General features: G+C 62.9%; 15 protein-coding genes and 1 pseudogene. 12 read left to right on the top strand and 4 right to left on the bottom strand.

The features are described from left to right. Positions 1-33: 33 nt before the first annotated feature. Positions 34-2,811: a DNA gyrase subunit A gene (gene gyrA, locus J7302_RS25620; RefSeq protein ID WP_215381513.1), complete on the bottom strand. Its 2,778-nt coding sequence runs from the start codon at positions 2,809-2,811 to the stop codon at positions 34-36. A gap of 220 nt (positions 2,812-3,031) precedes the next feature. Beyond that, a complete protein-coding gene (gene mtnA, locus J7302_RS25615; RefSeq protein WP_215381511.1) occupies positions 3,032-4,108 on the bottom strand; it encodes an S-methyl-5-thioribose-1-phosphate isomerase in 1,077 nt (358 codons plus the stop codon). A gap of 112 nt (positions 4,109-4,220) precedes the next feature. Here mtnA and J7302_RS25610 point away from each other — a divergent pair, with 112 nt between their 5' ends. The 6 genes and pseudogenes from J7302_RS25610 to J7302_RS27200 all read left to right on the top strand — a co-directional run. Further along, positions 4,221-5,546, top strand: a complete 1,326-nt coding sequence (locus J7302_RS25610) for a TRZ/ATZ family hydrolase (RefSeq protein ID WP_215381509.1) — start codon at positions 4,221-4,223, stop codon at positions 5,544-5,546. A 21-nt stretch (positions 5,547-5,567) separates the two neighbouring features. Next, positions 5,568-6,266: a bifunctional 2-polyprenyl-6-hydroxyphenol methylase/3-demethylubiquinol 3-O-methyltransferase UbiG gene (gene ubiG, locus J7302_RS25605; RefSeq protein WP_215381507.1), complete on the top strand. Its 699-nt coding sequence runs from the start codon at positions 5,568-5,570 to the stop codon at positions 6,264-6,266. A gap of 5 nt (positions 6,267-6,271) precedes the next feature. Then, positions 6,272-6,940: an N-acetylmuramic acid 6-phosphate phosphatase MupP gene (gene mupP, locus J7302_RS25600; protein WP_215381505.1), complete on the top strand. Its 669-nt coding sequence runs from the start codon at positions 6,272-6,274 to the stop codon at positions 6,938-6,940. An 80-nt stretch (positions 6,941-7,020) separates the two neighbouring features. Further along, the gene (locus J7302_RS25595; RefSeq protein ID WP_215381503.1) at positions 7,021-7,761 is read left to right on the top strand and encodes a YciK family oxidoreductase; all 741 of its coding nucleotides are present in this window, start codon (positions 7,021-7,023) and stop codon (positions 7,759-7,761) included. 240 nt (positions 7,762-8,001) lie between these two features. After that, positions 8,002-8,928 carry a GGDEF domain-containing protein gene (locus J7302_RS25590; protein WP_215381500.1) on the top strand — a complete coding sequence of 309 codons (927 nt, stop codon included), beginning with the start codon at positions 8,002-8,004 and terminating at the stop codon, positions 8,926-8,928. 369 nt (positions 8,929-9,297) lie between these two features. Beyond that, positions 9,298-9,593 (top strand): annotated as a pseudogene (locus J7302_RS27200) (ISL3 family transposase); the annotation flags it as partial. Positions 9,594-9,870: 277 nt separating this feature from the next. On the opposite strand, the gene ltrA reads toward J7302_RS27200, so the two are convergent. Together ltrA and J7302_RS25580 are read right to left on the bottom strand one after the other, a co-directional pair. Next, entirely contained in the window at positions 9,871-11,139 is a 1,269-nt protein-coding gene (gene ltrA / locus J7302_RS25585) for a group II intron reverse transcriptase/maturase (RefSeq protein WP_215381496.1), read from the bottom strand. Between the two features lie 532 nt (positions 11,140-11,671). Next, on the bottom strand, positions 11,672-16,534 hold the full coding sequence (locus J7302_RS25580; RefSeq protein WP_215381492.1) for an NAD-glutamate dehydrogenase: 4,863 nt from the start codon (positions 16,532-16,534) through the stop codon (positions 11,672-11,674). 364 nt (positions 16,535-16,898) lie between these two features. Here J7302_RS25580 and J7302_RS25575 point away from each other — a divergent pair, with 364 nt between their 5' ends. The 6 genes from J7302_RS25575 (at position 16,899) to J7302_RS25550 (ending at position 23,733) form a co-directional block, all read left to right on the top strand. After that, the gene (locus J7302_RS25575) at positions 16,899-17,858 is read left to right on the top strand and encodes an AAA family ATPase (protein ID WP_215381489.1); all 960 of its coding nucleotides are present in this window, start codon (positions 16,899-16,901) and stop codon (positions 17,856-17,858) included. A gap of 123 nt (positions 17,859-17,981) precedes the next feature. Further along, entirely contained in the window at positions 17,982-18,860 is an 879-nt protein-coding gene (locus J7302_RS25570) for a DUF58 domain-containing protein (RefSeq protein WP_251702272.1), read from the top strand. After that, positions 18,857-19,348 (top strand): DUF4381 domain-containing protein, encoded by a 492-nt coding sequence (locus J7302_RS25565; RefSeq protein ID WP_215381485.1) that lies wholly within the window; start codon positions 18,857-18,859, stop codon positions 19,346-19,348. Before J7302_RS25570 ends, J7302_RS25565 begins: the two co-directional genes overlap by 4 nt. Next, entirely contained in the window at positions 19,341-20,369 is a 1,029-nt protein-coding gene (locus J7302_RS25560; protein ID WP_215381483.1) for a vWA domain-containing protein, read from the top strand. Before J7302_RS25565 ends, J7302_RS25560 begins: the two co-directional genes overlap by 8 nt. Beyond that, positions 20,366-22,096, top strand: coding sequence for a VWA domain-containing protein (locus J7302_RS25555; protein WP_215381482.1), 1,731 nt, complete (start codon positions 20,366-20,368; stop codon positions 22,094-22,096). The genes J7302_RS25560 and J7302_RS25555 overlap by 4 nt, the downstream gene beginning before the upstream one ends. Continuing rightward, positions 22,093-23,733 (top strand): BatD family protein, encoded by a 1,641-nt coding sequence (locus J7302_RS25550; protein ID WP_215381481.1) that lies wholly within the window; start codon positions 22,093-22,095, stop codon positions 23,731-23,733. Before J7302_RS25555 ends, J7302_RS25550 begins: the two co-directional genes overlap by 4 nt. Positions 23,734-24,262 lie beyond the last annotated feature (529 nt).

Genomic DNA, 24,262 nt, shown 5'->3' with positions numbered 1-24,262 from the left:
AGGCCGGCGCCGGCCTGCCCATTCAGTTCACGCTTACTCTTCGCTGGCAGGTCCTGCATCGTCAAGCTGGACTTCGTCCACGACGACATCATCCGCAACATCCATACCCTGCTCTTCGCCTTCCAGCTCATCAGCTTCGCCGTCGTCGGAAGGCTCCTGCACGCGCTCAAGACCAACAAGGGTCTCATCCTTGGCCAGCTTGATCAGGGTAACGCCCTGGGTGTTGCGACTGGAACTGGAGACTTCGTCGACACGGGTACGCACGAGGGTGCCCTGGTCGGAGATCAGCATGATCTCCTCGCCGTCCTGCACCTGGACTGCGCCGACCAGCTTGCCATTGCGTTCGTTGGTGACCATCGCGATTACGCCCTGGCCGCCACGGCCACGACGCGGATAGTCTTCCAGCGGGGTGCGCTTGCCATAACCACGCTCGGAGGCAGAAAGGATCTGCGCGCCCGATTCCGGAATCAGCATGGAGATCAGGCGCTGGCCTTCCGGCAGGCGCATGCCGCGGACACCACGAGCGATACGGCTCATGGTGCGCACGTGCTTCTCCTTGAAGCGGATGACCTTGCCGCCATCGGAGAACAACATCACTTCCTTGGCGCCGTCAGTGATGGCGGCGGCAATCAGGGTGTCACCCTCCTCCAGCTTCAGGGCGATCAGGCCGCTGCTGCGCGGGCGGCTGAATTGCACCAGCGGGGTTTTCTTCACAGTACCGAAGGCAGTGGCCATGAAGATGTAGGCCCCGGTCGGCTCGTCCTGCTCGTCGTCAGCGATCTCGGCGTCGCTGTCGTCACCGTTCTCAACCTCGACTACTTCACCTTCGATCACCACGCCTTCGCCCTCGTCCAGCTCCTCGTCGGCACCTGCGCTCTGCTGTAGGGCTTCCAGGTCAATCTGGAGCATTGCGGTAATGCGCTCGCCTTCATCCAGCGGCAGCAGGTTCACCAGCGGGCGGCCGCGCGCGGTACGCGAGGCTTCGGGAATCTCGAAGGTACGCAGCCAGTAGACCTTGCCCTTACTCGAGAACAGCAGCAGGGTCGCGTGACTGTTGGCAACCAGCAGGTGCTCGATGTAGTCCTCGTCTTTCACGCCGGTGGCCGACTTGCCCTTACCGCCACGACGCTGGGCCTGGTAGGCGGCCAACGGTTGGCTCTTGGCATAGCCACCGTGGGAAATGGTCACCACGCGCTCTTCTTCGGTGATCAGGTCCGCGATGGTCAGGTCGACCTGGGACGCGACGATCTCGGTACGACGGGCGTCACCGAACTCTGCCTTGACCTTTTCCAGCTCCTCGCGGATGACTTCCATCAGCCGCTCGGGGTTGGTCAGGATGCGGATCAGCTCACCGATCAGGGTCAGGATTTCCTGGTACTCGGACAGCAGCTTCTCGTGCTCAAGGCCGGTCAGGCGGTGCAGACGCAGTTCGAGGATGGCCTGGGCCTGTTCCGGCGACAGGTAATACTTGCCTTCGCGCAAACCGTATTGAGGATCGAGGTCGTCCGGGCGGCACGCATCCGCCCCGGCGCGCTCAACCATCGCTTCGACCGCACTGGACTCCCAGGGAGTCGCGATAAGACGCTCTTTGGCCTCGGCCGGGGTCGGCGAAGCCTTGATCAGCTCGATCACCGGGTCGATGTTCGACAGGGCGACCGCCTGGCCTTCGAGGATGTGACCGCGCTCACGGGCTTTGCGCAGCTCGAATACGGTCCGACGGGTCACTACTTCGCGACGGTGACGGACGAACACTTCGAGCATGTCTTTCAAGTTCATCGTGCGTGGCTGGCCATCGACCAAGGCCACGACGTTGATGCCGAATACGCTCTGCAACTGCGTCTGGGCGTAGAGGTTGTTGAGGATGACCTCGGGCACCTCGCCGCGGCGCAGTTCGATGACCACGCGCATGCCGTCCTTATCGGACTCGTCGCGCAGTTCGGTGATGCCTTCGAGCTTCTTCTCCTTCACCAACTCAGCGATCTTCTCGATCAACCGTGCCTTGTTCAGCTGGTAAGGCAGCTCGGTAATGACGATCTGCTGGCGGCCGCCGACCTTGTCGATATCTTCGATTTCGGCGCGCGCGCGGATGTAGATACGGCCACGGCCGGTGCGATAGGCCTCGATGATGCCCGCGCGACCATTGATGATGCCGGCGGTTGGGAAGTCCGGACCCGGGATGTAGCGCATCAGCTCATCGACCGTGAGCTCCGGGTTATCCATCAGCGCCAGGCAACCGTCGATGACTTCGCTCAGGTTGTGCGGCGGGATGTTGGTCGCCATGCCAACGGCGATACCGCTGGAACCGTTGACCAACAGGTTGGGGATCTTGGTCGGCATGACCGCCGGGATCTGTTCGGTGCCGTCGTAGTTCGGCACCCAGTCCACGGTTTCCTTCTCCAGGTCGGCCAGCAGTTCGTGGGCCAGCTTGGACATGCGGACTTCGGTGTATCGCATGGCCGCGGCGTTGTCGCCGTCCACCGAACCGAAGTTGCCCTGACCATCGACTAGCATGTAGCGCAGCGAGAAGGGCTGGGCCATGCGCACGATGGTGTCGTAGACGGCGGTGTCGCCGTGGGGGTGGTACTTACCGATGACGTCACCGACCACACGGGCGGATTTCTTGTACGGTTTGTTCCAATCGTTGCCCAGTTCGCTCATCGCGTAGAGAACGCGACGGTGTACCGGCTTCAGGCCGTCGCGCGCGTCCGGCAAGGCGCGCCCGACGATGACGCTCATCGCGTAGTCGAGATAGGACTGTTTCAGCTCGTCTTCGATATTGACCGGGAGGATTTCTTTGGCCAGTTCGCCCATGAGAAGCCTGGTTCCTTTTTCTGGTGAAACTCCGCCCCACTCGTCCTGAGCGGCGCGAAGCTCGTCGCTGTGGCTTGAAACCACAACGACTCACGACAAATCAACGAGTTAAGCCAAGGATCTGTGCAATTCGACCGCCTCTTCAGGGCAGCCTCGATAACTGCCGGAGCTTACCACAGTCACCGCCTCGCACCTACCCCGCCGCCTGCCGACCAATAGCTCAATGCAGGCGCTTGCGGCACATCAGCTGGGCCATCTTGGCCGCATCAGGACGCTCCACCACGCCACGCTCGGTCACAATTGCATCAATCAGATCCGCGGGAGTCACGTCGAAGACCGGATTGACCGCATGAACATCAGCAGCCACGCGACGACCACCCAGATCCAGCAGCTCCGCACCGTCACGCTCCTCGATCGGAATGTCGTCACCGCTTTCCAGGGACATATCGATGGTGGAACTGGGCGCGACGACCATGAAGCGGACGCCGTGGTGCATGGCATTGACGGCCAACTGGTAGGTACCGATCTTGTTCGCCACATCGCCATTGGCGGTAATGCGATCAGCGCCGACGATGACCCAGGTGATGCCCGCCGTCTTCATCAGGTGTGCGGCCGCAGCATCGGCATTCAAGCTGACCGGAACACCTTCATTGGCCAGCTCCCAAGCGGTGAGCCGCGCACCCTGGAGCCAGGGTCGGGTTTCGTCGGCATAAACTCGCTCCACCAACCCGTCCAGATGAGCTGCGCGGATCACACCAAGCGCCGTACCGAAGCCACCGGTCGCTAAAGCGCCGGTATTGCAGTGAGTCAGCAAGGCCTGCGGACTCCCCTGATGCTTGCGAATCAGCTCCATGCCGAGCTGAGCCATGGTCAGGTTGGCTTCCCGATCGCTGAGGTGGATGGAAATCGCCTCGGCCTCCAGCGCCTGCAGTGGCGCCTCACCCGGCTTGAGACGTCCCAGCCGCTCACGCATGCGATTCAGTGCCCAGAACAGGTTGACGGCAGTCGGTCGCGACGCTGCCAGAATACTGAAATCCGCCTCCAGCGCTTCACGCCAGTCACCCCCGGCAGCCAGACGGGCACGCGCGCCCAGAACCACGCCGTAAGCGGCGCTGATGCCGATGGCCGGAGCGCCACGCACAACCATCTGACGGATGGCGCTGGCAACCCCTTCTGCCGAGTCATAGGCGAGCCAGATTTCCTCAGCAGGCAACAGGCGCTGATCGAGCAGATGAAGGGATCCGTCTCGCCAATCGATCGCCTTGACCTTCTCGGCTGCTAACAGTTGTTCACGCATCACCCACCTCACCACCCGTAACTCGCGGAAAAACCGCAGATTATAGCGAGCCGGACCGTGTCTGGCTCGGGTATACTGCCGCCACCCTATTTTGCGCCTAGGATGCGCCTCCATGCCCAGTGCCAATGCCCCGCTCGACCTGCTTCTGCTCCCGACCTGGATTGTCCCGGTAGAACCCGCCGGCGTGGTACTTCGGGATCACGGCCTGGGCATCCGCGACGGCCGCATCGCACTGCTGGCGCCACGCGAGCAAGCCCTTCGCCATCCGGCCCGCGAGTGCCGCGAACTTCCCGGCATGGTGCTGACCCCTGGACTCATCAACGCCCATGGACACGCTGCCATGACCCTGTTCAGAGGGCTGGCCGACGACCTGCCACTGATGACCTGGCTACAGGAGCACATCTGGCCAGCAGAAGCCAAGTGGGTCGACGAAACGTTCGTCCGCGACGGGACGGAATTGGCGGTAGCCGAGCAGCTCAAGAGCGGCATCAGCTGTTTCTCGGATATGTACTTCTACCCCTCGCAAGCCAGTGAGGTCATCCATGGCGCTGGAATCAAGGCCCAACTGGCCATTCCGGTGCTGGATTTCCCGATTCCCGGCGCCAGTGATGCGGCCGAGGCAATCCGCCGGGGCGTGGAGCTGTTCAGCGACCTCAAGCACCACCCGCGGATCAAAGTGGCCTTTGGCCCCCATGCGCCCTACAGCGTCAGCGACGACAAGCTCGAGAACATCCGCGTCCTGGCTGAGGAGCTGGACGCAAGCATTCACATGCACGTCCAGGAAACCGCGTTCGAAGTGCAGCAGAGCCTCGAACAGCGTGGCGAACGCCCGATGGCGCGGCTGGCCCGCCTTGGCCTGCTGGGGCCGCGTTTTCAGGCCGTCCACATGACCCAGGTGAGCGATGAAGACCTCGCCCTGCTGGTTGCCAGCAACACCAACGTGATCCACTGTCCCGAGTCGAACCTCAAGCTGGCCAGCGGCTTCTGCCCCGTGGAGCGCTTGTGGCAGGCAGGGGTCAATGTCGCCATCGGCACCGACGGCGCCGCCAGCAACAACGACCTGGACCTGCTCGGCGAAACCCGCACTGCGGCACTCCTGGCCAAGGCTGTCGCCCACTCGGCCAGCGCCCTGGATGCCCACCGGGCATTGCGCATGGCCACCCTGAATGGCGCGCGGGCGCTTGGACTCGACCAGGACACCGGCTCACTGGAAGTCGGCAAGGCCGCCGACGTGGTCGCCTTCGACCTGTCGGGCCTCGCCCAGCAGCCGGTCTACGAGCCGGTCTCCCAACTGATCTATGCCACCGGGCGCGATGCAGTGCGGCACCTGTGGGTCGACGGCAGGCAACTGCTCGACCAGGGCCGCCTGACCCGCCTGGATGAACAACGCCTTGGCGCCGTCGCCCGTAGCTGGGGCGAGCGCATTGCCGGCCGCTGAATTCTGTCTCGAGGAAATCCCATGACCAACGTCGACCACGTCGAAATCGCCAAATTCGAGGCCCTCGCCCACCGCTGGTGGGACCGTGAGAGCGAGTTCAAGCCTCTGCACGACATCAACCCGCTGCGCGTCAACTGGATCGATGAGCGGGTCAAACTGGCCGGCAAGAAGGTGGCAGACATCGGCTGCGGCGGCGGCATCCTCAGTGAGTCCATGGCCCAGCGCGGCGCGACCGTCACTGGCATCGACATGGGTGAAGCGCCACTGGCCGTCGCCCAGCTCCACCAATTGGAATCCGGCGTACCAGTGGAGTACCGACGCATCACCGCCGAAGGGCTGGCCGCCGAGATGCCCGGCCAGTTCGACGTGGTCACCTGCATGGAAATGCTCGAGCACGTTCCCGACCCCGCCTCGGTCATCCGCGCCTGCTACACCTTGGTCAAGCCTGGCGGGCAAGTCTTCTTCTCGACCATCAATCGCAATCCCAAGGCTTACCTATTCGCCATCGTCGGCGCCGAGTACCTCATGCGCCTGCTGCCGCGTGGCACCCACGACTTCAAGAAGTTCATCCGCCCCTCTGAACTGGGCGCCTGGAGCCGCGCCGCGGGCCTGCAGGTCAAGGACATCATCGGCTTGACCTACAATCCGCTGACCAAGCACTACAAGCTTGAAGCCGACGTCGACGTCAATTACATGATCCAGACCCTGCGCGAGGAGTGACCAGCATGCGACTCAGAGCAGTTCTTTTCGATATGGACGGCACCCTGCTGGACTCTGCGCCGGACTTCATCGCGATCTGCCAAGCCATGCGAGCGGAGCGTGGCATGCCGCCGCAGGATGAGAAACAGATCCGGGACCAGGTCTCCGGAGGTGCGCGCGCCATGGTCGCCACAGCATTCAGCATCGCCCCCGAGGCTGAAGGGTTCGAAACGCTGCGCCTGGAGTTCCTGGAGCGCTATCAAAGCCACTGCGCCGTCCTGACCCGCCCCTTCGAGGGTATCGATGAGCTACTGCAAGACATCGAACGGGCCAATCTGATCTGGGGCGTGGTGACCAACAAGCCGGTGCGCTATGCCGAACCCATCATGCAGCAGCTTGGCCTGGCCGAACGCTCTGCCGTGCTGATCTGTCCGGATCACGTGAAGAACAGCAAGCCTGACCCCGAAATGCTGCTACTGGCCTGTAGCCAGCTGAACCTGGACCCGGCCAGCGTGCTTTTCGTCGGTGACGACCTGCGTGACATCGAATCCGGCCGCGCCGCCGGGACGCGCACTGCCGCCGTGAGTTACGGCTATATCCACCCAGACGATAACCCGACGCAGTGGGGCGCCGACGTTGTGGTCGACCATCCGCTCGAGCTGCGCACGCTGCTCGACCGTGCGCCTTGCTCTTGATGAGCAGCCGGTTCAGGCCGGAACGCTTCTGGTACAGCTGAAACCAGACGTACAGCCTCAAGCTTCACGAAGGAGTTTCCATGTTCCAATATTCCGCTCGCCCTGACCTGCTCAAGGATCGGGTCATCCTGGTCACCGGCGCTGGCCGTGGCATCGGCGCTGCTGCCGCCAAGACCTTCGCCGCCCATGGCGCCACCGTGCTGCTGCTGGGCAAGACCGAAGCCAGCCTGAATGCCGTCTACGACGAGATCGAAGCCGCCGGCCATCCGCAACCAGCGGTAATCCCCTTCAACCTGGAAACCGCCCAGCCGCACCAGTACGACGAATTGGCCGCAACGCTGGAGGCCGAGTTCGGCCACATTGACGGGTTGCTGCACAATGCTTCGATCCTTGGTCCGCGCACGCCGATCGAGCAGCTCTCCGGCGACAACTTCATGCGCGTCATGCAGGTCAATGTCAACGCCATGTTCATGCTGACAAGCACCTTGCTACCGCTGCTGAAACTGTCGAGTGATGCCTCGGTAGTTTTTACCTCCAGCGGCGTTGGCCGCAAAGGTCGGGCCTATTGGGGCGCCTATGCCGTCTCCAAGTTCGCCACCGAAGGCTTGATGCAGGTGCTGGCCGATGAAGTGGACGGCGTGGCGAATGTCCGCGCAAACAGCGTCAACCCGGGCGCCACGCGTACCAGCATGCGCGCCCAGGCATACCCTGGAGAAAATCCTGACAACAATCCGGAACCCGCCGACATCATGCCTGTCTACCTTTACCTCATGGGGCCAGACAGCACCGGCGTAAACGGCCAGGCTTTCGACGCGCAATGACCGCCCTCCGCGGCGGTCATTCGACCGCCGCAACCTCCGCCAGAATTCCGGCAGCCATATTCCGTGAACGGCATCACATTGCCATGCTTTTGCCAGTATCCCGGCAACGGCTTGCCTCAAGGCACCCTGCGAACATTGTAACCATTTGAAATTCAATGGTTTTTCAATAGATATCAACGACTGGCACGAAAATCGCTCTAAGTCCGTAGTCGCCGCTTACTGCGCCAGAGGTTCAACTGAATGGCTCCTCCCAACCGGACCAACACCATCGATTTCGACGCCGCCAAACTGCAGCGCCTGGGCTTCACCGGCAAACGACAGCCGAAGCTCAAGCCGGTCAGCCTGGCCGAATTGCATCGCCAGCTCAACCTGCAACTGCAGACCAGCCTGGACGTCGAGCGCATCGTAAACCTGTTCTTCACTGAAGTTCAGCGTCTGGTGTCTCTGGATGCCCTCACCTACCTCCATCAGAGCAGCGACGTTCGCCTGGAGTTTGGCACTCTCGCCAGCCATTCAGCCGGATACCGACTAAGCAATGAAGGCGAATACCTGGGCGAACTGATATTCCGACGCAACCAGCGCTTCGACGAACAGGAGCTGAACCAGCTGGAATCGCTGCTTTCCAGCCTGCTCTTTCCCTTGCGAAATGCTCTGCTCTACCGAGCCGCGGTGCAAAGCGCATTGCGCGACCCCCTCACCGACACCGGGAATCGCATCGCCATGGAGCAGACGCTTCAGCGCGAGGTCGACCTGGCGCGACGCAGTCTTCAGCCAATGTCGGTCCTGATGCTGGACATCGACCACTTCAAGCGCATCAACGACCAATACGGCCACAGCACCGGCGACGAAGTGCTCAAGGCCGTGGCAACGACCCTCAAGGGCAAACTACGCAATGTCGACATGGTGTTCCGGTTCGGCGGAGAAGAATTCCTGGTGCTGCTTTCCGGCACCTGCCGTGAAGCGGCTGCCATGGTAGGTGAGCGACTACGCCTGGGCATACTGGAATTGCAGTATCTGGTCCAGGGCCGGCCGCTGGATCTTTCCATCAGCCTGGGGTGCGCAACGTTGCTCCCGGCCGAGTCGGTGGAGAGCCTGCTGCGCCGGGCGGACAACGCACTGTATGTGGCCAAGCGGGAAGGCCGCAACCGGCTATCCATGGCGGGCTGACCCGCCACCCGCCTCTGGGGCGCAGAGCCCGTAGAAGCTTCTTTATTATTTTCACTCCCTCTGGTTGCTGTACCACTGAACAACCAAATCCCCAGAACTCCATCAAGTAGGTCGGAGTCACACTGCCGCCCGTTCAGGTATGAGGCGAGGTCTCCCCAGGCAAGAGTGCAATCCTTCACTGCGCGGCCGCTGGATGCACGCCGCCCCCTTGTAAGGTGTGTAGGGAACTCCACCTCCAAGTGAGTGCGCCCTGCCGGGCGCACAAAAAAAGGTTCTTCGCAGAGTCTGGGGGAAGAGCGAGTTGACAGTCAGGGAAGCGGGTAAATTGGCAATCGCCAAACATCCCAACCCCCACCCCCTGCTATCGCCGTGCATCCTATTGATCTTGCCCCTTTCTGGCCGGGCTACGAGGTCGTCGCCTGTCGCCAATCCACTCACGACACCCTGCTGATCAGTCTTGAGCCCCAAGCGGAGCGCTTCCCGATTTGCAGCCGCGTGCCAAACCCAACCTGTTGATCCACGAGCAACAGCACATCCGCCAGGTTCGGGATCGTGACCTGCAGGATCAGCGCGTCCTGCTACAACTGCCGGTGCGTCGCGTCGACTGCCTGTACTGCGGACGCGTATCCGAGCGGATCGACTGTCTGGCGCCGGCTTCCCGCCTTCCCCGGAACGCAGCCTGCAACACCTCCTTGGCGGACTTGTCGGGCGGAGTGAATCGAAGGCGCGCGAAACCTTGTAGGAGCCAGCTTGCTGGCGAATGGCGCATGTTCGCCAGCAAGCTGGCTCCTACAGAGAGAGTACCGGCTATCCGGCTGTCAACTCGCCTCTCCCCCAGATTCCGCGATGAACCAATCGGCATAGGGGGCGGCCTTCACAGGCCGCTCCCCTGCCACACCACCCGGCATGCGGGTCCGCACCGGGCGGTTCGAGAGATTGAGGTTAGAAGAGGCGCGGCACGCCGAGACGGTCAAAGTAGGCAATCGTCAGCACGCGGTGCACAGCGGAGAGGCTGTTATGCCACCAGCGGCGGCTCAGTGCTGCCACCGATTGCGCCACCTGGGGACTGGCTCCAAGGCGGAGTAGCTCCCGGTAGGTCGTCTTGCCATGGCGCCAGTGCTTGAGGTGAAGGGCACGCAGGCGGCGGCGTATCCACTCGTCCAGCGCTCGCCAGATTCGAGGGGTTTGTGCCAACCCGAAATACCCTTTCCATCCCAAGAGGTAGCTGCGCAGTTTCCCGGCCACATCAGCCAAACTACAGCCACCGGACCGGCGGGTCAGTTGCCTGACCCGTTGCTTGAGCGTTTCCCGCGCCTTCATCGACACCCCGCGGCACACCTCGTCATTCGGGGCCAGCCAGAGGGCATAACCGAGGAACTTGCGGCCAAACGCACTCGCCACCGCACTCTTGCTCTCGTTGACGCTCAAGTGCAGCCGTCCATACAGACGCTTCAACCAGGCCATCACGCGTTCACCTGCCTTTTGACTGCGGACGTAGACGTTCGAATCATCGGCGTAGCGCACGAAACAGTGGCCTCTTCGCTCCAGCTCCCGATCCACTTCGTCCAGCAGCACATTCGCCAGCAACGGCGACAGCGGGCCGCCTTGCGGCGCCCCGCAGCGGCTTTTCTCGATCACGTCAGCCTTTAGCGTTCCAGCATCCAGATAGGCGCGGACCAGCCGGATTACCGGCCGGTCCGCAATCCGTTGGCTCAAACGATCAATCAGGATGTCGTGATCGACCCGGTCGAAGAACTTCTCCAGGTCCACATCCACCACGATCCGCCGTCCTGACGCGACATAACGCTGCGCCGCGAGAATCGCGCCGTGGGCGTTACGACCCGGACGGAAACCGTAGCTGTGTTCACTGAAGGTGGGATCGAGGAGCGGCTGCAAGACTTGCAGCAGCGCTTGCTGGATCAGCCGGTCGGTGACCGTCGGAATACCCAGCTCGCGTTCGCCACCATCGGGCTTGGGAATCACCACGCGGCGTACCGGGCTGGGCCGATACGCCCCTGACAGCAGCTGATGGCGAATCCCGGCCCACTCGGTCAGCAGGTGCTCGGCCGTCTGCTCAATATCCAGACCGTCGACACCCGCCGCCCCCTTGTTAGCCTTGACTCGTTTCCAGGCGCGTTGCAGGTTGCCTCTCGCAAAGGCGCGTTGCAGCAGCCCTTGCCCTGCGCTTTCGGGATCACCTTGCGGGCGCAATGCCTCGTCGCTGACGGAGCGATTCGCGGTTTCACCGCTTCTCGTCTGCGTCCGCCCCGCGTTTGGCGGGCATCTGACTTCCGGTCATGTCGCATCAAGATGGCCTCCGGCGCTTTCTCTCGTTCGGCCCTTCGTCGAAAAAAACAACTACTACGGCCTCTGCTGACTTCTCGCTCCGGCTGCCGCCGTCGCCCTTTCAGGCACAAGGCGAGATCTCCCCAGGTAAGGACGCAATCCTTCACCGCACAACCGCCGGATCTACGCCGCCGCCCTTTGACCACGAGGGCTTCGCGGCTTTTTGCCCGCTCGCCCTGGTCGGCATCGCCTTCTATCCGGTTCTTGTTCATCGGCTCGCGGCTTCGCTCCACGCTTCCTCCCCACACTCGGTCGCCCTCATGCAGTTGCGCTTCACTTCGTTCGCTGTGGTCAACTCACGGCGGGACTCTCACCCACAAGATTGCGCCCATGCTGGGCGCACAAAAAAAGCCCCGCCGAAGCGGGGCTGAGCACTAACTCATAGAGGCGTGATGCATCACGGGATGCAGACACCATGCTGGCCGCTCTGGGCCAGGTCCATCAGCTCACGATTAGCCACCGCATACATCGCATAGTCGGTCGCAGTCGCGGCACGCAGCTCAACGAGCATCACCTTCCAGCGCTCCACCAGCGCACGATGCTGGTCCAGCCACAGGGCAACGCGCTCTTCGATGTCTGCCGGGCCATCGTTCATCTGCAGGACAGAGACGGTGATGGCACGCTGTTGCCAGTCCAGGTCATCACGGAAAGCTTCCCGCGCCAGCGCCTGCCAGTTGTTTTCCACCGGCAGACTGGTGATCTGCTGCAGGTACCAGGACAGGTCCAGTGCCCCGCCAACGGCAAAGTAGGCGGCGGCAACTTCTGCCGTGTCCTTGCCGGTGACGTCCGAGGCTTCGATGATCGGCAGCAGGGTGTAAAGGTGGGTGGTGCCTGCCACTACGCGAGCAAGTTCCTCCGGTGCACCGGCTTCGACATAGGCCTGGAAGCGCGCCAGCCACTGCTCGCGCGACGGTCCTTCGAGTAGCTCGTCAAGGCGACCAGCCAGCTCCGCCACACGCGGGGCAAAGTGACCGACGTCACGGGCAGCGTCCAGGTCTTCGCGGCGACTGCGCAGGAACCAGCGGGTCGCGCGGCGGCCCAGGCGCATCAGCTCGTCCATCAGGGTCAACTGCAGCTCAGCCGAGACCTTGTAGTCCAAGGCCTCGATCTGCTTCCACCAGTGCGGCAGACGGAACACGTCACGCACGATCACATAGGCGCCGGCCACGTTGGCGGCACTCATGCCTGTGGACTCCTTCAGGCGCTGCACGAAAGTGATGCCCATGTGGTTGACCAGGTCATTGGCGATCTGGGTGCTGACGATCTCGCGCTTCAGGCGATGACGACGCATGGCGTCACCGAATTTCTCCGCCAGGAGCTGCGGGAAGGCGGTTTCCATCTCGCGGGCGAGGTAATCGTCATCCGGCACCAGCGATTTGAGCAACGACTCCTTGAGGTCAATCTTGCTGTAGGAAATCAGCACCGACAGTTCCGGACGGGTCAGGCCCTGTCCGCCGGCGATACGCTCGTTCAGCTCCTCGTCCGTAGGTAGGAACTCCAGCGCGCGATCCAGCTTGCCGGCGGCTTCCAGCGCGGCGATCAGGCGCTTGTACTCGCCGATCTTTTCCCGCGCGCGGCGCTGCGCCAAGGACAGGGCCTGGGTCTGCTTGTAGTTGTTGCCCAGCACCAGGTTGCCCACGGCGTCGGTCATCTCGGCCAGCAGCTGGTTGCGCTGCTTGCCGGTCATATCCCCTGCGCCAACGATCTCGTTGAGCAGGATCTTGATGTTGACCTCATGGTCCGAGCAGTCCACGCCGCCGGCGTTGTCGATGAAGTCGGTGTTGCTGGCGCCACCGTTGAGTCCGTACTCGACGCGCCCCAGCTGGGTCATGCCAAGGTTGCCGCCTTCGCCCACCACCTTGGCACGTAATTCACGGCCGTCTACGCGCAGGGCGTCGTTGGCCTTGTCGCCCACGTCAGCGTGGCTTTCCTTGCTGGATTTGACGTAGGTGCCGATACCGCCGTTCCAGAGCAGGTCGACCGGTGCCTTGAGCAGTGCATTGAGCAATTCGGTCGGGGTCAGCTTGTCCGCGTCGATCTCGAAGCGCTGCTGCATCTGCGGACTGATGGCGATGCTCTTCGCGCTGCGCAGGAAAATGCCGCCGCCTTCGGAGATCAGCTTGGTGTCGTAGTCGGCCCAGGAGGAACGCGGCAGGTCGAACAGGCGCTTGCGCTCATGGAAGCTGGAAGCCGCATCCGGATTCGGGTCGATGAAGATGTGCATGTGGTTGAAGGCCGCCACCATCTGCAGCTTGTCCGACAGCAGCAGGCCGTTGCCGAACACGTCGCCGGCCATGTCGCCGATGCCGATGACGGTGGTGTGGTCCTTCTGTACGTCGATGCCGCGCTCACGGAAGTGGCGCTGCACGGATACCCAGCCGCCCTTGGCGGTGATGCCCATGCCTTTGTGGTCGTATCCCGCCGAGCCGCCGGAAGCGAAGGCGTCGCCCAGCCAGAAGCCGTACTCGAGGGCGATGCCGTTGGCGATGTCGGAGAAGGTTGCGGTGCCCTTGTCAGCCGCCACCACCAGATAGGGATCGTCGGCGTCGTGGCGTACCACGTTGGCCGGCGGCACTACCTTGCCTTCTTTCAAGTTGTCGGTGATGTCCAGCAGACCGCTGATGAAGATGCGGTAGCAAGCGATGGCCTCGGCCTGGATATCGTCACGGCCACCACCCACTGGCAGACGACGTGGGATGAAGCCGCCCTTCGCCCCCATTGGCACGATCACCGCGTTCTTCACCTGCTGTGCCTTGACCAGGCCCAGCACTTCAGTGCGGAAGTCCTCTTCACGGTCCGACCAGCGCAGCCCGCCACGAGCCACGTCGCCAAAGCGCAGGTGCACGCCCTCGACTCGCGGCGAGTAGACGAAGATTTCGAACTTGGGCACCGGGCGCGGAATCTCCGGAATCAGGCGCGGATTGAGCTTGAAGCTGAAGTAGGACTTGTGCTGGCCGTTGGCATCCATCTGGTAGAAGTTGGTGCGCAGGGTCGCCTTGATCAGGTCCAGATAGCGGCGCAGGATGCGGTCTTCGTTAAGCACGGCGACGTTGTCCAGCTCACCAAGGATGGCCTGCTCCAGTTTCTGCTGCTTGTCTTCCAGGTCTTCGCCTGCCAGCTTGCGCGCCAGGTAGAAGCGCGTCTTGAACAGACGCACCAGTTCCTTGGCGATATTGGCGTGGTTCAGCAGGGTGCTGGCGATGTAGGAGAGGTCGAAGCCCAGGCGGATCTGCTTGAGGTAGCGCGCATAAGCCCGCAGCAGAGCCACGTCGCGCCACGGCATGGAGGCGGTCAGCACCAGGCGGTTGAAGGCGTCGTTCTCCGCATGACCACCGACGATGTTGACAAAGGCATCCTGAAGCGTGTCGTTCAGCTCTTGGATATCGACTGCCTGGCCGAGGGCGCTGGTGAAAGCGAAATCGTGGATCCAGTATTCGCGACCGTCCTGGCGGGTGAGGCGGTACGGGAACTCGCCAAGCACGCGCAGGCCGAGGTTCTCGAGGATCGGCAGGACATCCGACAACGCCAGCGGCGAATCGGCGTGGTAAAGCTTGCAGTGCAACTGCTGCTCACCCTGGGCCAGCGGCTGGTAGAAGCTCATCACCAACTGGCGGTCATCGGATAGGCTGTGCAGGTGCTGCATGTCGACCACCGCCGAGTGCGGGGCGAAGCGCTCGCGGTAGCCGGCCGGGAAGCCTTTCGGGAAGTCGGCCAGCACGCGGTTACCCTGAGCCTCGCCGAAACTCTCGACGATCAGGTTGGCGTAGTCGTCCTTCCAGGAACGGCAGGCCTGAATGACTTCCTTCTCCAGCAATGCGATATCGACCGGGACCTTGTTCTTCGGGTCCAGACGCAGGATGAACTGCACGCGCGCAAGCACCGACTCGGAGAAGAAGGTCCAGAACTCGCAATCGCTCGCCTTCAGGCGCTCCATCAGGATCTGCTGGATCTTCACGCGGGTTTCGGTGGAGTAGACATCACGCGGCACGTAGGCCAGCGCATAGGCGAAACGCCCGTAGGGGTCACGGCGCAGGAACAGGCGGATCTTGTTGCGTTCCTGCATCTGCACGATGGACATCGCGGTGGCGAAGAGGTCGTCCACTGGCGTCTGGAACAGGTCGTCACGGGGCAGTACTTCCAGAACCTGGGACAGCTCCTTGCCCAGATGGGCTTTCGGCGCGAAGCCCGAGCGACGCTGGATTTCGGCGACCTTGCGACGGATGTAGGGAATCTGCTCGACACTTTCGGCATACACCGACGAGGTGTAGAGGCCCATGAAGCGGCACTCCTTGACCACCTTGCCCTTGGCATCCAGCGCACGAATGGAGACGAAGTCCGGGTAGGCCGGGCGATGCACGCGGCTCGGTTCGGCGGCCTTGGCGAAGGAGAGCAGCATCGGTTCGCGCAGATAAGCCAACGCCTCCGGCCCGATGTGCACGTCATCTTTCTTCAAGCCACCGCGACGCAGGACTGAGATGCCCAGGAGGGATTTCTCGTCGTATACCAGGCTCCCACCGTCGGCCTCGTCGACAACGGTGAACTCTTCATAGCCCAGGAAAGTGAAGTGATCGTCCAGCAACCACTCCAGGAATACCTTGATCTCACTGAGTTCTTCAGTATCGACCTTGAGCTTGGCCTTGCCGAGCCAGGCCAGCAGCTCTTCGGCCTTGGCCTTCATCGGTTGGAAGTCGGCGACGGCAACACGTACCTCGCCCAACACTTCCAGCAGCGCCTTCTCCAGGGTCTTCTGCGCCCCCACATTGGCACAGCGATCGATCTCCAGGAACATCAGCGACTCTTGGCGCACGTCCTTGCCCGGGGTGCCCTTGGGCAGGACTTCCAGCAGTTCGCCCTTGGCGTTACGGCGCACGCTGAGCACGTTGTTCTGCAGGGTGTGGATGCTGTAACCGCGACGGTTGAGCTCCATGCGTACCGAATCCACCAGGAAGGGGATATCCGGGTGCAGCACTTCAACGGCGGTGTGGGTCGACTGCCAGCCGTGCTTCTCGTAGTCGGGGTTGAACACCCGGACCTCGGGACTGGCAGGATCGAAACGCTCCAACAGGCGCCAGGAGGACAGCGTGCAGCCGGCCAGGTCGGAGAGCCGCCGCTGGGTCAGCTCGTCGAGCGCGATGATGCCGAAGAATTGTTCGGCGAACAGGGCTACTTGTGGCAATGCCTGTTCGTTGACGTGCTGCGCCAGAACCGCTTGCAGTTGGTGCTGGAAGTCGGCTTTGCTGGCCGCGGTGAAGAACGCCATGGTAGTGCTCCGCTTGGCTCGTTTTATTAGGGGTTAAGCGTAGATCGCTTGAACGAGGACGAAGGGCCGCAAGTCGATCCAGGCAGCGCGCCCCTTCTCCGGGTGTCATGCCGGGAACAACTGCGACCCGGCGGTCACCATTGCCGCGAAAGCTTAACGAGGGATCGCTGCTGCGCGCTTACCGTGCTGCGACATATTCGTTCAACGCCGGCCCTTTCCAAACCACTCGAAAATACCGCCCAGCTCACGGAACCAAAGTTCGCCAGCAGGCTCTCCTAGGTCCCGAACCCGTGCGTACATTAAAGTGATACCCCATAATCCGAGGCGTTTGCAGCCACCCTTCCCCACCCGAACGAGTTCAGCGATGGAACACCGTGAAGCGCTCGTCGCTCTTCGAAACTATCTTTCCACCCAGATTCTCGGGCAGGAAAAGCTCATCGACCGGCTACTGATCGCCCTGCTCGCCGACGGACACCTGTTGGTGGAGGGGGCGCCCGGGCTGGCCAAGACCAAGGCGATCAAGGACCTGGCCGACGGCGTGGAGGCCGAATTCCATCGCATCCAGTTCACGCCCGACTTGCTGCCCGCCGACATCACCGGCACCGAGATCTATCGCCCCGAGACGGGCAGTTTCGTGTTCCAGCAGGGGCCGATCTTCCATAACCTGGTGCTGGCGGACGAAATCAACCGGGCGCCTGCCAAGGTGCAATCCGCGCTGCTGGAAGCCATGGCCGAGCGGCAAGTCTCCATTGGCCGCTCCACCTATGACCTGCCGCCGCTGTTCCTGGTGATGGCAACCCAGAACCCGATCGAACAGGAAGGTACCTACCCGCTTCCGGAAGCCCAGCTCGACCGCTTCCTGATGCATGTTCGCATCGGCTTCCCGGATGCCTCGGTGGAACGCAAGATCCTCCAGCAGGCACGAGGTGAAGCGCTGCATGGCGAAACCCGCGCTGAACACCAGGTGAGCCAGCAGGCTATCTTCGCCGCGCGCAAGGAAATCCTTGGCCTGTATATGGCCGACGCGGTCGAGGAGTACCTCGTGCATCTGGTCATGGCCACCCGCACCCCGGCCAAGTTCGACAGCGAACTGGCCGAGTGGCTGGCCTGGGGCGCCAGCCCCCGCGGGTCCATCGGGCTGGACCGCTGCGCGCGCGCGCATGCCTGGATGGCGGGCCGCGACTTCGTCAGCCCGGAAGACATCCAGGCGGTGCTCTTCGATGTGCTGCGTCACCGCCTGATCCTCTCGTTCGAGGCAGAGGCAGCCGGTATCGATCAGGATCGTGTCATCCAACGTATCCTCGACGTGGTGGCGGTGGCCTGAATGCGCCTGCGCGCTGCGAATTGGAAGCTTCGGATCAAGCGGCGCAAGGTCGCGCCATCCAGTTTCGAGCCGCCGGCCGCGAGTGCATCGGGCATCCACGTCAGCCTGGCCGAACTGATCGAAATGCGCCATCGCGTGCGCGAGGTCCATCTCTTCTCTACCCCGGCCCGGCGCAGCCCATTGATTGGCCTGCACCACTCCAAGCTGCGCGGGCGCGGCATCGACTTCGACCAGGTGCGTGTCTACCAGCCGGGTGACGACGTGCGCACCATCGACTGGCGCGTCACCGCGCGAACCCAGGAGCCGCACACCAAACTGTTCCACGAGGAGCGCGAACGGCCAGTGTTCATCATGGTCGAGCAGAGCCAACGCCTGTTCTTTGGCTCGGGACTGGTCTTCAAGTCTGTCCTCGCTGCCCAGGCCGCCAGCCTGATCGGCTGGGCAGCGCTGGCCCACAACGATCGCATCGGCGGGTTGGTGTTCAGCGATCAGGAACACCACGAGATCAAGCCGCGCCGCAGCAAACAGAGCCTGCTGCAACTGCTCAACCGACTGGCCCGTGCCAACCAGGCACTGGGCACCCAGGCCGGCACCCCTCGCGAAGGGCTCAGCCTGGCGCTGCGCCGTGCGCGCGAAGTGCTGCGCCCGGGCAGCCTGGTGGTGCTTCTCTGCGATGAGCGCACGCTGTCCGATACCTCGGAGCAGCAGATCACCCTGCTCGCCCGACACACGGACCTGATCCTGTTGCCAGTTTCCGATCTGCTCGACCACGCCCTTCCCGCGGCGGGTCTGTTGCGCTTCTCCGAGCAAGGCGCCCAGTTGGAACTGGACACCCATAACGCCGAGCTGCGACGTGCCTACCGTGAACTGGGCGAGGCCCGCACGGAACGTTGGGAACGGCTGGCGCAGAAACTGGGCGTGCTGCTGATGCCTCTGAGCACACAGGAAGGAATGATCGAACAGTTGCGCGACTACCTGCAGCACAAGGAGGGGTCGCAATGAACCCGCTGGACGCCCTCGAGCCCCTGATCGCACCGCCCCCCATCCCCTGGTGGCCGCCTGCCCCCGGCTGGTGGCTGCTGCCACTGCTGCTCGCGGGGCTCGGCTGGGGCCTATGGTCACTGGCTCGACGGCACCGTGGCGAGGCTCAACCCGAGTCCGAACAGCCCCTGGATCCGTCACGCCAGGCTGCACTCGCTGAGCTTGCCAGCCTGGTCAAACCCTATGACGGCGCGCCCGCCGGTACTTGGCTGCAGGAGCTCAACGGCCTACTCAAACGGTTGTGCCGCATGCACTATCCCGACGACCACAGCCATACGCTCAGCGGTCGTGCCTGGCTGGCCTATCTGGACAACCGCTGCCCCGCAGCCGGCCTGACCCGCTGGATGATCTTGGTGGAAGGTGCCTACCGCCCCCAATGCAAGTTGGACGACAAAGCCATCAACGGCCTCTACCAGGCAGTCGACACCTGGATTCGCAAGCATGTTTGAATTCACCTGGCCTTGGGCCTTCCTGCTCACCCCCCTGCCCTGGCTGCTGCGACTGCTGCTGCCTGCAGCCGACAGCGGCGAGGCGGCGCTGAAAGTCAGTTTCCTTTCCGATCTGGAAGGCCTGGTCGGACGCCGCGCCCGGGCCAATCTGCCGGCATGGCGGCAGCAGGCGCCCTTTATCCTGCTCTGGCTCCTGTTAGTGTCCGCGGCCGCTCGTCCGGAGTGGGTCGGCGAACCACAGCCGCTGCCCACCAGCGGCCGCGACCTGCTGCTGGCCGTGGATGTGTCCGGGTCCATGGACTACTCCGACATGCAATGGGAAGAGCAGGAGGTCAGCCGACTGACGCTGGTCAAGCACCTGATGGGCGAGTTCATCGACGGTCGACAGGGCGACCGGATCGGACTGATCCTGTTCGGCAGCCAGGCGTACTTGCAAGCCCCGCTGACGCTCGACCGGCAGACGGTGAAGACCTGGCTGGACGAGGCGCTGATCGGCATCGCCGGCAAGAATACCGCCATCGGCGATGCCATTGGCCTGGCAGTGAAGCGCTTGCGGCAACAGCCAGCCACCAGCCGGGTGCTGGTCCTTGTCACGGATGGTGCCAACACCGGCGGTGAGATCGAGCCGCTCACTGCTGCCCGCCTGGCCGCTGAAGAAAGCGTGAAGATCTACACCATCGGCATTGGTGCCGACCCGCAACAGGGCAATGCGCTCGGCATCCTGGGCCTGAACCCCAGCATGGACCTGGACGAACCCACCCTTACCGCGATTGCCGAGCAGACCGGTGGCCGATACTTCCGCGCACGCTCCAGCAAGGAACTTGCAGAAATCGAAGAAATTCTCGATCAACTGGAGCCGGTGGCGCAGCGTCCGAGCCAGGCGCGCCCGGCCCTCGCGCTGTACAGCTGGCCCCTCGCTGGCGCCGTCCTGATGAGCCTGCTGCTGGTCTGCCAGGCCCTCTGGCCGCACGCCCTGCAACAACGGCCACAGCTAAGCAAAGGTTGGCGGAGGCGCACATGAGCGAACTCTGGCCTTACTGGCTACGCCCCGGCTGGCTGCTGCTCGTTCCTTTGTTCGGCTGGCTGCTTTGGCAACTCTGGCATCGCGAGCGTCGCAGTGGCCGCTGGGAGCAAATCCTGCCCGTTGCATTCCAGCCCTGGCTGTTGAACGGTGCCAGCCAGCGCCACAATCGCCTGCCCTGGTTGGCCCTTGGCTTGGCCTGGCTGCTGGCCCTGCTGGCCTTGCTGGGCCCAAGCTGGCAACGGGTCGAGCAGAGTACGCAAAAACGTGCGGATCCATTGGTGGTCATCCTGGAGCTGACCCCAAGCATGCTCGCCACCGACGTTGTGCCAAGCCGGCTGGAACAAGCCAAGCGCAAGATCAGGGACCTGCTCAATGCCCGGCATGATGCGCAGACGGCGGTGGTCGTCTATGCGGGCAGCGCCCACAGCCTGGTACCGCTCTCGGACGACCTGATGACCACATTCAACCTGCTCGATGCGCTGAAGCCGTCGATCATGCCGAGTCCCGGTCAGCGTGCCGATCTCGCCGTGGACAAGGCACTCAAACTGCTGGAACAGGGCGCCCGGGGCCAAGGCCGGCTACTCCTGGTCACCAGCGGCCTGGACGAGGCAGAACAACGGGGTATCAACAAAATCCTCGGCTCCAGAGGCGGGCGCCTTGCCATCCTGGGCCTAGGCACCGCTGCAGGTGCACCGATCACCCAGGAGGACGGTGGCTTTCTCAAGGACTCTGAGGGTGCGATCCTCCTGCCTAAGCTCGATAGCGCAGGGCTCCGTCGATTTGCCAGGGAATTGGATGGACGCTACGCCAGCGCCCAACTCACTGACGGTGACCTACGCAGCCTGGGCCTGCTCAATGGAGCAGAAAGCTTTCGTGAAAGTGGCGAAATTGCCCAACTGGCCACCTGGGCGGACCAGGGCCATTGGCTGCTTCTGCCCCTGCTCCTGCTTGCCGCCTGTGCAGGACGTCGAGGCTGGCTGTTCTGCCTGCCGCTGCTCTTCGTCCTACCAAGCCCGGCAATGGCCTTCGAGCTGGAGGACCTCTGGCTACGTCCGGACCAGCAAGGCCAACGCCTGCTCCAGGCCCAGCGTCCGGCGGAAGCAGCGCAGCGATTCATCGACACGAACTGGCAGGCCTTCGCCCTGTATGAAGCAGGCGACTATGCAGCCGCCGCTGATCGTTTCTCCCAGGGCGACAATGCAACCGACCACTACAACCGCGGCAATGCCCTGGCCAAGGCTGGCGAGCTTGAAGCTGCCGTGGACGCTTACGACTCGGCCCTGCAACGCCAGCCTGAACTACTGCCTGCGCAAAAGAACAAAGCCTTGGTCGAATCGCTGATACGCCAGCGCCAGGAGCAGTCCTCGCAACAACCCAGCGAAGACCAGCAATCTGCTGAGACTCAATCGCAAGCCAACCAGAGTAACGCCAGTACTCGCCCGGACGAGGCCGCTGACACACGGCAACCCGATGGCCGGACAGCCAAGCCCGACGAGGCGCAGACTGGGCAGGCCTCACCCAGCGAGGCAGCTCCGGGGAAGCCCGGCGAAGGCCAGGCCGAGCAGGATCTCGCTCAAAGCCCAACGGCCGGGACCGAGCCTCTGGCTGACGAGCGCCGCCAGGCACTGGAGCAATGGCTGCGCCAGATTCCGGACGACCCAGCAGAACTGCTTCGCCGCAAGTTCTGGTACGAACAGCAACAGCACCAGGAAGACTCGCAATGATTCGCCTGCTTTGTGCCCTCCTAATCAGCTTCATCGCCTTGCACGCCAGCGCGGCAGGCGTTACCGCCACGATCGACCGGACACGCCTGAGTGAAGGCGAAACGGTCGAACTAACCCTCGAGTCGGCGGACCCAACCCTGTTCGGCAAGCCCGATCTGACACCGCTCAATGAGCAGTTCGAAGTGCTCGGCACCCGCCAGATCAACCAACTCGGCACACTGAATGGGCAGAACGAACGGGCAACGCGCTGGATCGTCACCCTACAGCCGAAGCAGACTGGTTTTGTCGTGATCCCGCCGCTCCAGCTGGGAGATGCCAGGACCCAGCCCATCACCCTGCACATACAGAAGGCCAGCAAAGACACCAAGACCAACCTGGCCCCAGTGTTCATCGACGCCAGCCTCGACCAGGAAAGCGTCTACGTGCAGGCCCAGGCCGTCCTCACCCTCCGCATCTATCACTCGGTATCGCTGTATGACGACAGCAGCCTCAGCCAGCTACAGATGGACGACGCCCGCGTCGAACAACTTGGCGAGCCGCGCACCTACGAAAAGGAAATCAATGGCGTGCGCCATGGCGTGATCGAAATCCAGTACGCAATATTCCCGCAGAAAAGTGGACTGATCACGCTTCCGGCCCAAGTCTTCAGCGCAACCCTGGTCGATCGCGGCAAGGTGGGGACTTACCAGCCATTCGGTCCGAAGCCAGGTCGACTGACTCGGGTCCTATCTCCCCAGATTCCGCTCACGGTCAAGCCGAAACCCGCGGACTACCCCGACAACGTCCCCTGGCTGCCGGCCCGAAACCTGACCCTGACTGAAGCCTGGAACCCCGATCCCAGGGGCGCCAAGACCGGCGACTCCCTGACCCGTAGTCTGATGCTTCAGGTCGACGGCCTTTCCAGTGCGCAGCTGCCCCCGCTGCCAGCCACGCAGGTCAAGGGACTGCGTCGCTACCCCGACCAACCTCAGCTGAGCAGCCAGAATGGCGAACGCGGAATGATTGGCAGCCGGGAAGAACGCGAAGCGCTGGTGCCAACGGCCAGTGGCCGCCTGGAGCTTCCGCCCGTGGAAGTAACTTGGTGGAGCACCAGGGACGACCGGCTGATGCGCAGCGAACTGCCGGCACGCACTCTGGAAGTCGCCATCAATCCCGAACTGGAGGCTGCCAACGTGCCACAGGCCGAAGCCTCCACCGACGCTCCGTCCACACAGGTCCGACTCTGGCCCTGGCAACTCGCCAGTGCGCTGTTCGCTTGCACGACCTTCCTGGGATTCAGCCTCTGGTGGCGCGCCCGTCGACAGCCGGCGATCCTGCCAACCGCCCAGACGGGACCGAGTCCTCGGACACTCCTCGATGACCTCAAACGTGCCTGCCAGTCGAACGACCCGCACGCCACACGCCAGGCCTTGGACGCCTGGGCCCGTCAGCAACCAGAAACCCTGGCCGACATGGCCGCACGCTTCGTCCCACTGTCCGACGCCCTGGATGAGTTGAACGGAGCGCTATACAGCGAGGCTGGCCAGCGCTGGCAAGGCGAGGATTTGTGGAAGGCCATCCGGGCACTGCCTGCACAACAGACAGCGCAACAAGTTACGGTCGAGGCCAGCCAACTGCCGCCGCTCTACCCGCGTTGACCGTTGGACTGCCCCTCCATGTAGGGTGAATTCATTCGCGAAGCAGGCCGCAGGCCTGCACTACGAGTTCCGACATGCTTCGGAATCCCGATCCGCCGTCACGCTCTGCTTCCCAGCCTGAACGCCTGGCGTTCGGGCGCATCTAGCCCCACATAAGCGCGCCTGTTTGCCTATTCAGCGGGAAATTGCTGACCATGCAGAGAATGACCTTGCGTCCGTCCCTTCTGGTGAACGAATCCATTCACGGTGTTTGCGTCAGCTGTTGCCACGCCCCCCGAGTTGGGGCTCGAAACGACGACAAGGGTGGGCTGAGGCCCCACCCTAGGGCCCAAGTGCCAAGCCCCAACAGCTAACGCGAACAGCGCTAATCCATTCGCAAGCGCCCCAAAAAATTCAGCCATAAAAAAAGGTTCATCGCGGAATCTGGGGGAGAGGCGAGTTGACAGCCGGATAGCCGGTACTCTCTCTGTAGGAGCCAGCTTGCTGGCGAACATGCGCCATTCGCCAGCAAGCTGGCTCCTACAAGGTT

Origin of the sequence: Metapseudomonas boanensis (assembly GCF_018704125.1) — a bacterium.
In the GTDB taxonomy this organism is placed as follows: domain Bacteria; phylum Pseudomonadota; class Gammaproteobacteria; order Pseudomonadales; family Pseudomonadaceae; genus Metapseudomonas; species Metapseudomonas boanensis.
This window is presented reverse-complemented; position numbering and strand designations above follow the sequence as displayed.